The 11,194-nt window shown below is 69.4% G+C and carries 9 protein-coding genes and 1 pseudogene; 6 read left to right on the forward strand and 4 right to left on the reverse strand.

Annotated features, from left to right (window positions below):
* From G3N96_RS35040 to G3N96_RS35050, 3 genes and pseudogenes are all read right to left on the reverse strand, one after another.
* Positions 1-687, reverse strand: a pseudogene (locus tag G3N96_RS35040) (cytochrome C); the annotation flags it as partial.
* Entirely contained in the window at positions 677-1,180 is a 504-nt protein-coding gene (locus G3N96_RS35045; protein WP_124585775.1) for a (2Fe-2S)-binding protein, read from the reverse strand. The pseudogene G3N96_RS35040 and the gene G3N96_RS35045, both read right to left, overlap by 11 nt.
* Before the next feature lie 145 nt (positions 1,181-1,325).
* Positions 1,326-2,483 (reverse strand): FAD-dependent monooxygenase, encoded by a 1,158-nt coding sequence (locus tag G3N96_RS35050; protein ID WP_206140029.1) that lies wholly within the window; start codon positions 2,481-2,483, stop codon positions 1,326-1,328.
* A 298-nt stretch (positions 2,484-2,781) separates the two neighbouring features.
* On the opposite strand from G3N96_RS35050, the gene G3N96_RS35055 reads away from it, so the two are divergent.
* The 5 genes from G3N96_RS35055 to G3N96_RS35075 all read left to right on the forward strand — a co-directional run bounded on the left by G3N96_RS35055 (position 2,782) and on the right by G3N96_RS35075 (position 8,667).
* Positions 2,782-3,534: an Asp/Glu racemase gene (locus G3N96_RS35055; RefSeq protein ID WP_060212471.1), complete on the forward strand. Its 753-nt coding sequence runs from the start codon at positions 2,782-2,784 to the stop codon at positions 3,532-3,534.
* A 27-nt stretch (positions 3,535-3,561) separates the two neighbouring features.
* On the forward strand, positions 3,562-4,392 hold the full coding sequence (locus G3N96_RS35060) for an alpha/beta hydrolase (protein ID WP_206140030.1): 831 nt from the start codon (positions 3,562-3,564) through the stop codon (positions 4,390-4,392).
* A 47-nt stretch (positions 4,393-4,439) separates the two neighbouring features.
* Entirely contained in the window at positions 4,440-5,489 is a 1,050-nt protein-coding gene (locus tag G3N96_RS35065) for a 2,5-dihydroxypyridine 5,6-dioxygenase (protein ID WP_206140031.1), read from the forward strand.
* A gap of 19 nt (positions 5,490-5,508) precedes the next feature.
* The gene (locus G3N96_RS35070) at positions 5,509-6,162 is read left to right on the forward strand and encodes an isochorismatase family protein (protein ID WP_206140032.1); all 654 of its coding nucleotides are present in this window, start codon (positions 5,509-5,511) and stop codon (positions 6,160-6,162) included.
* 219 nt (positions 6,163-6,381) lie between these two features.
* Positions 6,382-8,667: a molybdopterin cofactor-binding domain-containing protein gene (locus G3N96_RS35075; protein WP_206140033.1), complete on the forward strand. Its 2,286-nt coding sequence runs from the start codon at positions 6,382-6,384 to the stop codon at positions 8,665-8,667.
* Positions 8,668-8,761: 94 nt separating this feature from the next.
* Here the strand turns inward: G3N96_RS35075 and G3N96_RS35080 are convergent, their stop codons facing one another.
* Positions 8,762-9,208: a MarR family winged helix-turn-helix transcriptional regulator gene (locus tag G3N96_RS35080; protein WP_046549825.1), complete on the reverse strand. Its 447-nt coding sequence runs from the start codon at positions 9,206-9,208 to the stop codon at positions 8,762-8,764.
* A 533-nt stretch (positions 9,209-9,741) separates the two neighbouring features.
* Between G3N96_RS35080 and G3N96_RS35085 the strand changes: the two genes are divergently transcribed.
* Positions 9,742-11,049 (forward strand): MFS transporter, encoded by a 1,308-nt coding sequence (locus tag G3N96_RS35085; RefSeq protein WP_206140034.1) that lies wholly within the window; start codon positions 9,742-9,744, stop codon positions 11,047-11,049.
* The last annotated feature ends 145 nt before the right edge of the window (positions 11,050-11,194 follow it).

An 11,194-nucleotide genomic window follows, 5' to 3' on the forward strand; every position in this document is an offset into this window, starting at 1 on the left:
CACCGCGACGTCGCCCGTCGCGCGGTCGACCTCGAGATCCACGACCCATGCGGACCAGCGCGCATCGCCGTCGCCTGTCGCGTCGGCGGCCGCCGATGGCTTGCCGGAAGACGCACCGGCGCCATCGAAGGCGAAGCCGCGCCCGCTCAGGCGCGCATGGGCATCCGGGTCGACCGCGGCCGGCACGCCCCATGCCGCACGCTCGCTGACCATCCGGATGATCTCGCGCGGCCCCGCGTCCCGCGCCGCATCGAGATGCTGCAGGCGCAACGCGACCGGGTCGCGCCGCAACGCGCCCGCGAGCTCGTCGACGAAGGATTCGCGCGCGAACACGTGGGCATGCCCGGGAATCGTGTGACCGGCATCAGCGAGTTCGATCGACGTCTGCGCGTGCCGGTAGACGAACGGCTCGGCCGGGCCGGTATCCGCGCGCTCGGTCCGCGCGCCGTGCGGCGCGTAACGATCGTCCGTCGCCGCCTGCGCGCGATAGCGCCAGGTCGTCATCCGCCCGTCGGCCGCGGTCCGCGTTTCGACGTCGAGCGATACCTGCGCGTCTGCCTGCGCATCGCCGATCGGCCAGGTGTAGCGCGCGCGGTGTGCGCGCCATGCATCGGTACCGGCTTCATCGCGCGGCTCGGGATCCGTCACGCACGCCGACTCGACGGGCAAACCCGCGTCAGGCTTCATCGCCGCCTCGCAGGTAGCGTGCCGCGCGATGCACGGCCCGGATGATTTCCAGGTGCGTGCCGCAGCGGCAAAGATTGAAGCGCAACGCATCGCGGATCGCCGCATCGTCCGGCGCGGGATGGCGGTCGAGCAGCGCCTTCGTGCTCATGATCATCCCGTTCAGGCAATAGCCGCACTGCGCGGCCTGCTCGTCGATGAACGCCCGCTGGATCGGATGCGGCGCGTCGTGCGACCCCAGCCCTTCCAGCGTCGTGACGTCGCGCCCGTGCGCGGCGGCAGCCGGCACGACGCACGAACGCGTCGCCTGCCCGTCGACCAGCACCGTGCATGCGCCGCACTGCCCGAGCCCGCAGCCGTACTTCGGGCCGTTGAGCGCGCAGTCGTTGCGCAGGATCAGGAGCAGCGGCGCGTCGGGCGCGGCCTCGACGAAAGTGTGCGGCGTGCCGTTCACGCGAAACGCCAGCGGCCGCGACGGAGAAGCGGGATGGGACATGAATGGATCCGGAATGCGGCGCGCGACCGGCAACGGGCACTGCCGCCGGCGCGCGCCTGACATATAACACGCCGAAAAACGCACGGTCCGGCGCATCGGCGCTCGCGACGGCGCGGCGCCGGCCGGCGCGGGCATCGCGTACGCGTCAGGCCACGGCCGCGACGCTGTTGCGCGACGGCGAGACGAGCGGCACGTCGAACACGTCGTAGCCGAACACCCACGACGGATCCTCGTTCGTGCGCAGCCACGTGTTGTTGTGCGACACGAGCTGCACCTTCGACGCACGCGCCGCGCGATTCGCCTCGTACAGCGCGAACGCGCCCGCGTAGTCGCCGACGCCGACTTCGTCGAGGCAGCGCGCGAGCATCGCGGCATCCTCGATCGCCATCGCCGCGCCCTGCGCCATGTGCGGTTTCATCGGATGGCACGCGTCGCCGAGCAGCACGAGGCGGCCGCGGCTCCACAACGGCAGCGGATCGCGCTCGAGCAGCGGCCACTTGGTGATCGACGGCGACACGTCGATCAGGTGCTGGATGTCGGCATGGAAACCCGCGAACGCCTCGCGCATTTCGTCGCGGCTGCTGTCGACCATCGACACGCCTTCGGGCCATTCGGCCTGCGGCACGCCGGTCACGTAGTAATACTCGTCGCGCTTCTCGGTCACGTAGTAGACCATCATGTGGCGATCCTCCGACCACCACTTCACGCACATGTCGTACGGCTTGTGGCCGAGCAGCGACGCCGGGAACACCGCGCGGTGCGCGACGTAGCCCGTGTAGCGCGGCGGTTCCGCGCCGAGCAGGTGCTCGCGGATCCGCGAATTCACGCCGTCCGCGCCGATCACGATGTCGGCCGTCTCGACGCTGCCGTCGGTGAACGTCAGGCGCACCGCGTCGCCGGTGTCCTCCACCGCCGCGAGCCGCTTGCCGAAGCGGATCGTGCCGGGCGTCACCGCCTGCGTCATCAATGCATGGAAATCGCCGCGATGCACGGTCAGGTAGCTCGCGCCGTAGGCGTTGCGCGCGTAGTCGCCGAGCGGGATCTGCGCGAGCACGTCGGCCGTCTGCCAGTCGCGGCTGTACCAGTAATCCGGATGCGAACCCATCGTCTCCAGCGCGTCCTCGCAGCCGATGCGCCGCATGATCTTCATCACGTTCGGGCCGAGGTGGATGCCCGCGCCGAGGCGCGAGAACGCCGGCGCCTGCTCGTACAGCGCGACGTCGTAGCCGCCGCGCTGCAGCAACGCCGCGGCGGCCGTGCCGCCGAGACCGGCGCCGATGATTGCGATACGGGGTGTGCTCATGCGGATCTCCTGATCGTGGGCCCGTGGCCGAACGCGGCGCGAGAACGGGCGGATTGAATGGCGTTTATATAGCGTACACACTCAATTTATTCAGGACAAGCGGATTGTAGCCAGCGGCAATGACATTCGGGAAAACACCAATAATTCCACGAATACCCGCACCACAAAGCGATACATGCAAGATCAACGTCATTTTGATCCATTGCCATTTTCAAATGTACACACTAGACTTTGCTCGACATCCGGCGATCCCGCACCCGCGTGCCGCCTCACCCTTACCGACACGGAGCCTTCCGTCATGAGCAAGACCTATCGCATCGGCCAGATCGTGCCGAGTTCCAACACGACGATGGAAACCGAGATCCCCGCGATGCTGCGGCTGCGCGAAGCGATCCGTCCCGAGCGCTTCACGTATCACTCGAGCCGGATGCGGATGAAGAAGGTCGTCAAGGAAGAACTCGCGGCGATGGACGCCGAATCCGACCGCTGCGCGGTGGAACTGAGCGATGCGCGCGTCGACGTGCTCGGCTACGCGTGCCTGGTCGCGATCATGGCGATGGGGCACGGCTATCACCGCGTGTCGCAGGCACGCCTGACGAAGCACACGGCGGACAACGGCGCGCAGGCGCCGGTGCTGACGAGTGCGGGCGCGCTCGTCGACGCACTGAAGGTGATCGGCGCGAAGCGGATCGTCGTCGTCGCGCCGTACATGCTGCCGCTGACCGAACTCGTGGTCGACTACATCCGCAACGAAGGCTTCGACGTGCTCGCGTACCGCGCGCTGGAGATCCCCGACAACCTCGACGTCGGCCGCCACGACCCGGCGCGCCTGCCCGACATCGTGAAGACGCTGCCGTACCAGGACGCCGATGCGATCGTGCTGTCCGCCTGCGTGCAGATGCCGTCGCTGCCGGCCGTCGCGAAGGTCGAGGCGATGACGGGCAAGCCCGTGATCACGGCCGCGATCGCGACGACCTACGCGATGCTGCGCGAGCTCGACCTCGAGCCGATCGTGCCCGGCGCCGGCGCGCTGCTGTCCGGCGCGTACTGAGCGCGGCCCTTTCGACGGAGTCCCTTCATGCCCTCGACTTTCCTCTATGGCGCGAACATCCGCGCGAACGGCATCCGCCAGCACTACCTGCGCTACGGCGGCGCGGACGGCGCGCGCGCCTCACGCCCGGCGATCGTGCTGATTCCCGGCATCACGAGCCCCGCGATCACGTGGGGTTTCGTCGGCGAAGTGTTCGGCGCGGCGTTCGATACCTACGTGCTCGACGTGCGCGGCCGCGGGCTGTCCGACGCGTCGCCGTCACTCGACTACAGCCTCGATGCCCAGGCCGACGACGTCGCGGCCCTCGTCGCCGCGCTCGGCCTGCCGCGCACGAGCCTCGTCGGTCATTCGATGGGCGCGCGGATCGCCGCGCGCGCCGCGCGGCGCGGCATCCACGGGCTCGCATCGGTCGTGCTCGTCGATCCGCCCGTGTCGGGCCCGAACCGCCGCGACTATCCGGGCAAGCTGCCGTGGTACATCGACTCGATGGCGCTCGCGCGTGCCGGCACCGACGCCGAAGGCATGCGCGCGTTCTGCCCGACCTGGACCGACGCCGAACTGCAGTTGCGCGCCGAATGGCTGCACACCTGCGACGAGCGCGCGGTGCGCGCGTCGTACGAAGGCTTTCACACCGACGATTTCCACGCGGACGCCGCGCAACTAGCCGTGCCGTCGCTGCTGATCACGGCCGAACGCGGCGACGTGGTGCGCGACGACGACGTCGCCGACCTGCAGCGCGCGACGCCGTCGATGCGGCACGTGCGCGTGCCCGACGCCGGCCACATGATTCCGTGGGACAACGCAGCGGGCTTCTACGCGGCGTTCGGCAACTTCCTCGGCGCGCCGCTCGCGGCCTGATCGCGCGGCGCCCGCCCCTTCCCCTCACGCCTTTACCGGAGCCGACGATGCCAGTCAGCGATTCCCAACTGATCGACACGTGGAAGCAGGTCCTCACGCTGTCGCGCCTCGAACCGGGCCAGACCGTCACGATCCTGACGAGCGCGGCCACCCACCCGCAGACGCTGTCGTGCGCGCTGATCGCGACGCAAACGATGGGCGCGATCGTCAACCGGCTCGACCTGCCGCCGGTGAACGGCGACAAGGCGTTCAGCCGCGACCCGCTCGCGTATCTCGGCACGACGCCGCTGACCGGCAACAGGGCCGCGATCGCCGCGCTGCGCGAGAGCGACCTCGTGCTCGACCTGATGACGCTGCTGTTCTCGCCCGAGCAACACGAGATCCTCAAATCCGGCACGAAGATCCTGCTCGCGGTCGAGCCGCCCGAAGTGCTCGTGCGGATGGTGCCGACGCTGGCCGACCGCACGCGCGTGCTCGCCGCGGCGAAGCACATCGCCGCCGCCCGCGAGATGCGCGTGACGTCGGCGGCCGGCACCGCGCTCGTGTGCCCGCTCGGCGAGTTCCCGCCGACGGCCGAATACGGCTTCGTCGACGCGCCGGGCCGCTGGGACCACTGGCCGAGCGGCTTCGCGCTGACCTATCCGAACGACCGCACCGCGCGCGGCACGATCGTGATCGACCGCGGCGACATCCTGCTGCCGCAGAAGCACTACGTGCGCGAACCGATCGCGCTGACCGTCGAAGGCGGCTATGCGACGCGCATCGAAGGCGGCGTCGACGCCGATCTGCTGCGCGACTACATGGAGACCTTCGCCGACCCCGAGGGCTATGCGATCTCGCATATCGGCTGGGGGCTGCAGCCGCGTGCGCGCTGGTCGACGCTCGGGCTGTACGACCGCGAGGCGACGATCGGGATGGACGCACGCGCGTTCGAGGGCAACTTCCTGTTCTCGCTCGGACCGAACAACGAAGGCGGCGGCAACCGCACGACCACCTGCCACATCGACATCCCGCTGCGCCGCTGCACGGTCGAACTCGACGGCGCAACCGTCGTGCGCGACGGCCGCGTGATCGATCGACCCGCTCAACCCGCCTGACCGACGAGTGCCCCACACCATGAACGATCTTTCCCGCCACGCCGAAGCGAACGTGTATCGCCAGCAGGGCTTCGGCACGCCGCTGCCGCCGCACGGCAACATCGGCCTGCTGATCGTCGACTTCGTGGTCGGCTTCGCCGATCCCGCGACGTTCGGCGGCGGCAACATCGCACCGGCGATCGCGCGCACGACGCGCGCGCTCGCGCTCGCACGCGAACGCGGCTGGCCCGTCGCGCACAGCCGCATCGTGTATGCGGACGACGGCAGCGACGACAACGTGTTCTCGCTGAAGGTGCCCGGCATGGCGACGCTGACCGAGCACCACCCGAACAGCGCGATCGTGCCGGAGCTCACGCCCGCGCCCGGCGAGCTCGTCGTGCGCAAGACGGTGCCGTCGGCGTTCTTCGGCACGCAACTGGCGCCGTGGCTCGCGCAACGCGCGGTGCAGACGCTGCTCGTCGCGGGCGCCGTGACGAGCGGCTGCGTGCGCGCAAGCGTGGTCGACGCGATGTCGCACGGGTTCCGCCCGCTCGTGCCGGCCGACTGTGTCGGCGATCGCGCGATCGCGCCGCACGACGCGAACCTGTTCGACATGCAGCAGAAATACGCGGCGGTGATGCCGCTCGACGACGCGATCGCGGCGATCGATGCGGTGCAGGCACACGCACGCTGAATCGTCACGGCGGGCCGGCGGCGTGACCGGCCGGTGCCCGCCCGCGCGATTGACGCTGCGCTTTTGGCGACCTAGATTGGGGGCGCGCGCGCTCGCGACGGTCACCGTCATGGCGCTCGACGCACACCGCGAACAGGACGCCCGGGCCGCCGGCCGCCTCGCTCCGCGTACGCCGCATCCGGCCGCACGCCGCCCCTTCCTCGACAGGACCCTTCATCCGTGAATCGCTCCGAACTGCTCGCGCGCGACGGCTGCGTCGCCGTGATCCGGCCGCCCGCACCGCCCGCCAAGCCGGCACCGGGCCAGCCGGGCAGCCTGTCGTCCTACGTGCCGGCACTGCCGGAAGTGTTCGTCGCGATCCTCGACGACGGCCGCATCCTCGCGTTCAACGGTCACGTCGACCTCGGCACCGGCATCCGCACGTCGCTCGCGCAGATCGTCGCCGAGGAGCTCGATGTGCCGGCCGCGCGCGTGACGATGGTGCTCGGCGACACGGCCGCGACACCGAACCAGGGCCCGACCATCGCGAGCGCGACGATCCAGATTTCCGCGACGCCGCTGCGCTGCGCGGCCGCGCAGGCGCGGCATGCACTGCTGGCGCTCGCGGCCGAACGCTTCGGCGTCGACGCGGCGCAACTGCAGATCGACGACGCGACGATCTCGGCGAACGGGCAATCGGCCACGTTCGCCACGCTCGTCGCCGCGCACCGGATCGCGCTGACGCTGGACCTGAACACGCGCACGAAAGATCCCGCCCTGTACCGGATCGTCGGCAAGCCGTCGCCGCGCGTCGACCTGCCCGCGAAGGCCACCGGCCAGCTCACGTTCGTGCACGACATGCGCGTGCCGGGCATGCTGCACGGCCGTGTCGTGCGGCCGCCGTACGCGGGGCATGACAGCGGTTCGTTCGTCGGCACGTCGCTCGTCGACGTCGATCGCGCATCGGTGGCCGACGTGCCGGGGCTCGTGACCGTCGTCGCGATCGGCGATTTCGTCGGCGTGGTGGCCGAGCGTGAGGAACACGCGATCCGCGCGGCGCGCCAGCTGCGCGTGACATGGCGTCCGCTCCCCGCGCTGCCGCCGCTCGACGAACCGGCTGCCGCGATCGCCGCCGCGCCGGCCAGACGCCGCGTGCTGCTCGACGAAGGCGACGTCGACGCGGCGCGTGCGCAGCCCGACACGATCACGCTGTCGCGCACCTACGCATGGCCGTTCCAGATGCACGGCTCGATCGGCCCGTCCTGCGCGCTCGCCGACTATCGCGAGCCAGGCAACGGCCGGATCACCGTGTGGTCCGGCACGCAGAATCCCGTATCGCTGCGCTATGACCTCGCGACGCTCGTCGCGCGCGACGAAGCCGATTTCGACGTGGTGCGGATGGAAGCGGCCGGCTGCTACGGCCGCAACGGCGCGGACGACGTGTGCGGCGACGCACTGCTGCTGTCGCGCGCGGTCGGCCGCCCGGTGCGCGTGCAGCTGTCGCGCGCCGACGAACATCTGTGGGAACCGAAAGGCGCGGGCCAGCGGATGCAGGTGACCGGCACCGTCACGCGCGACGGCCGCCTGCTCGGCTACGACTTCACGACGCGCTACCCGTCGAACGACGCGCCGCTGCTCGCGGCGCTGCTGACCGGCACGATCGCGCCCGCGCCGCGCGTGTTCGAGATGGGCGACCGCACGGCCGTGTCGCCTTACGCGAGCCCGCATCGCCGCTTCGTCTGCGAGGATCTTGCCCCGCTCGTGCGGGCGTCGTGGCTGCGCGGCGTGTCGGCATTGCCGAACTCGTTCGCGCACGATGCGTTCGTCGACGAATGCGCGGCGCTGACCGGTGTCGACCCGCTTGCGTTCCGGCTGCGCCATCTGCAGGACGCGCGCGCGACCGAGCTGCTGCAGGCCGTGGCGGATCGCGCGGGCTGGACGCCACGCGTGCGGCGCACGCCGCATGAACCCGAGCCGTCGCGGCTGGTGCGCGGCCGCGGGATCGCCTACGCGCGCTACGTGCACAGTCGCTTCCCCGGCTTCGGCGCGGCGTGGTCGGCATGGATCGTCGACCTGAGCGTCGATCGCGTGTCGGGCGAGATCCGCATCGAACGCGTGACGGTCGGCCAGGACACGGGCACGATGATCAACCCCGACGGCGTGCGCCATCAGATCCACGGCAACGTGATCCAGGTATTGAGCCGCACGCTGAAGGAACGCGTGCGCTTCGCCGACGGCAAGGTCGCGTCGCGCGAATGGGCGAGCTATCCGATCCTGACCTTCGCGGAAGTGCCGGACGTCGATGTCGTGCTGATGCCGAGGCAAGGCGAGCCGCCGCTCGGCGCGGGAGAATCGGCGTCGGTGCCGGGCCCGGCCGCCGTCGCGAACGCGTTGTTCGATGCGACCGGCGTGCGGTTCTACGCGCCGCCGTTTACGCCGGAGACGGTCCGGGCCGCGTTACGCGACGCAGGCCGCTTGATGACCGCCGACGCGGCCGGTACGCACGCGGCAACCCGCACGGCGTGAAGGCGGCCCGCTGCGTCGCGGGATCAAGCCGGCCGACGAACGGGCCGACAAGCGCGCGGACCAGACGGGCATGCCGCCTCTCGAGCAACACGCATCACGCGTCGCCGTCTTCTTCCATCATCTTGCGCAGCAGGAACTGCAGCGCGACCCGCTCGCCCGGATTGAGCGCGCCATACGTGCGCTCCGTCACCTGCCGCGCGAACGGCACCGTGCGGTCGATCAGCGCGAGGCCGGTCGCGGTGGCGCGCACGATCAGCTTGCGGCCGTCGTTCGGATCGGGCAGCACCTCGATCAGCGCACGCGCCTTCAGCCGGTCGACCACGCCGCGAATCGTCGCCTGGTCGATCGCGGTCGCCTTGACGATGTCGTTCAGCGAGCACCCCTGGCGCTCCTTGACCGCGCACAGCGTGACGAACTGCGCGGCCGTGAGATCCGAATCGGGAATCGCTTCCTGGAAGATCGACACGTGCCGCTGATACGCGCGGCGCAGCAGGTGGCCGACCTGGTCGTGAAAGTCGTAGGAATCCTTCGAAGACGCCATGAAAGTGCAGGCCCGCGCCGCATGTAAGGGAAAGACAAGCAGTGTACACCCTCAATTTGGCACGACCGGCGGCCGGGGGGCCGCTTCATTGCGGTGCATCAGGATTCGCGGCATCCGGTGCGCCGCGTGCCTGACGATCGCCTGACGGCTGCGCGTTACCCGCCGAGTCCCGCGCAGCGACGGCACGCAATGCGCGTTCGAACCCGCTGCCTCGCACGTGCTGCGTGCATCGGCAGACTTTCGTGCACACGCTGTACTTTTAAGCGTAGACGCACGAATTTCGTGCATGACCTTGCGCGTTGTCGCCCTCTTTCAAAGCGCGTGCATTTCCCCGAAAAACCTCATCAAACACGCGGTTTTTATCACGCAAACGCTTGCCTTCGCGCGGCCGGAATCGTGCCTGTGCGATTCGGTATTTTCTAGTGTGTACGCTATTTAATTGCCGTGATATACAGACTCCAGTGCGCAGCGGAGCGTCCGCTCGCGTCGATCGGCCACCCATTCATCCGTCACATTCGAACAGGGGCAATCCCATGTCTACCGCACACCCGAGCGCCGCCGTTTCCCCCGACGACGCGCTGCACGGCAATCTCTATCGCAAGGTCACGCTGCGCCTGATTACCCTCTTCTGCCTGTGCTACTTCGCGGCCTATCTCGACCGCATCAACATCGGGCTCGCGAAACTCCAGATGCTCGACGCGCTGAAGTTCAGCGATACCGTGTACGGGCTCGGCGCCGGCCTGTTCTTCGCCGGCTACATCCTGTTCGAAGTCCCGAGCAACCTGGTGCTGCAACGCGTCGGCGCGAAGCTGTGGATCGCGCGGATCATGATCACGTGGGGCCTGCTGTCGGGCGCGACGATGTTCGTGCATACGCCGATGCAGTTCTACGTCGTGCGCTTCCTGCTCGGCGCGGCCGAGGCCGGCTTCCTGCCCGGCGTGCTGCTGTACCTGACGCAGTGGTATCCCGATGCGCGCCGCGCGCGGATCGTCGCGCTGTTCATGGTCGGGCTGCCGCTGTCGAGCATGATCGGCAGCCCGATCTCCGGGTGGATCATGCGCGCGTTCGACGGCACGCACGGGCTCGGCGGCTGGCAGTGGCTGTTCCTGCTCGAAGCGCTGCCGTCGGTGCTGCTCGGCTTCGCGGTGCTGCGCTGGCTGCCGAACAGCATCGAATCCGCACCGTGGCTGAACGCCGACGAGAAGCACGCGTTGCGCGCGAACCTCGACGCCGATCCGGCCGGCAACAAGAGCCATGCGCTCGGCAAGGCGTTCTCCGATCCGAAGGTATGGGCGCTCGGCCTGATCGACCTGTGCGTGCTGCTCGGCCTCTATGCGGTGAGCTTCTGGCTGCCGACGATCCTGCGCGACACGGGCGTGAAGGATGCGTATCACATCGGCTGGCTGATGGTGATCCCGAACGCCGCGGCCGTGCTCGCCACGCTGTACTGCGGCGCCAGTTCCGACCGCGCGCGCGAACGCCGCTGGCATATCGTCGTGCCGTTCATGGTGTCGGCCGTCGCGCTGGCGATCGCAGCCTCGTCGTCGCACGGCACGTTCGGCACGGTGCTGCTGTTCTCGCTGATCAACGCGGGCGCGGCCGCCGCGATGCCGGTCGTCTGGGCACTGCCGTCGACGTTCCTGAAGGGCTCGGCCGCCGCCGGCGGGATCGCGTTCGCGTGCTCGATCGCCAACCTCGGCGGGTTCGGCAGCACCTACTTCATCGGCTGGCTGCGCGACACGTTCCATTCGCAAAGCGCGGGGCTGTACGGTTTCGCCGCGTGCATGGTGGTCGGCTGCGCCCTCGCGCTCGCCTATCCGGCCCGGCTCGTGAACCGCTGACACAGCGCGTCGCGCAGGCGACGCGGTGAACTGACCGAACCCCAGCCGCCTGCCGCACCGCGTCTGCTTCCGGTGCGGCGGCGTGACCCCTGACGACTGAAGGATTCCGATGAGCCAACCCACCCATACCCGTATCCGCATGTTC

Source organism: Burkholderia sp. Se-20373 (genome assembly GCF_017104705.1).
Taxonomy (GTDB): Bacteria; Pseudomonadota; Gammaproteobacteria; order Burkholderiales; family Burkholderiaceae; genus Burkholderia.

What these genes read in the sequence shown, in the direction of transcription:
- G3N96_RS35045 (WP_124585775.1), bottom strand. Translation starts at nt 1,180, where the DNA reads ATGTCCCATCCCGCTTCTCCGTCGCGGCCGCTGGCGTTTCGCGTGAAC.
- G3N96_RS35050 (WP_206140029.1), bottom strand. Translation starts at nt 2,483, where the DNA reads ATGAGCACACCCCGTATCGCAATCATCGGCGCCGGTCTCGGCGGCACG.
- G3N96_RS35055 (WP_060212471.1), top strand. Translation starts at nt 2,782, where the DNA reads ATGAGCAAGACCTATCGCATCGGCCAGATCGTGCCGAGTTCCAACACG.
- G3N96_RS35060 (WP_206140030.1), top strand. Translation starts at nt 3,562, where the DNA reads ATGCCCTCGACTTTCCTCTATGGCGCGAACATCCGCGCGAACGGCATC.
- G3N96_RS35065 (WP_206140031.1), top strand. Translation starts at nt 4,440, where the DNA reads ATGCCAGTCAGCGATTCCCAACTGATCGACACGTGGAAGCAGGTCCTC.
- G3N96_RS35070 (WP_206140032.1), top strand. Translation starts at nt 5,509, where the DNA reads ATGAACGATCTTTCCCGCCACGCCGAAGCGAACGTGTATCGCCAGCAG.
- G3N96_RS35080 (WP_046549825.1), bottom strand. Translation starts at nt 9,208, where the DNA reads ATGGCGTCTTCGAAGGATTCCTACGACTTTCACGACCAGGTCGGCCAC.
- G3N96_RS35085 (WP_206140034.1), top strand. Translation starts at nt 9,742, where the DNA reads ATGTCTACCGCACACCCGAGCGCCGCCGTTTCCCCCGACGACGCGCTG.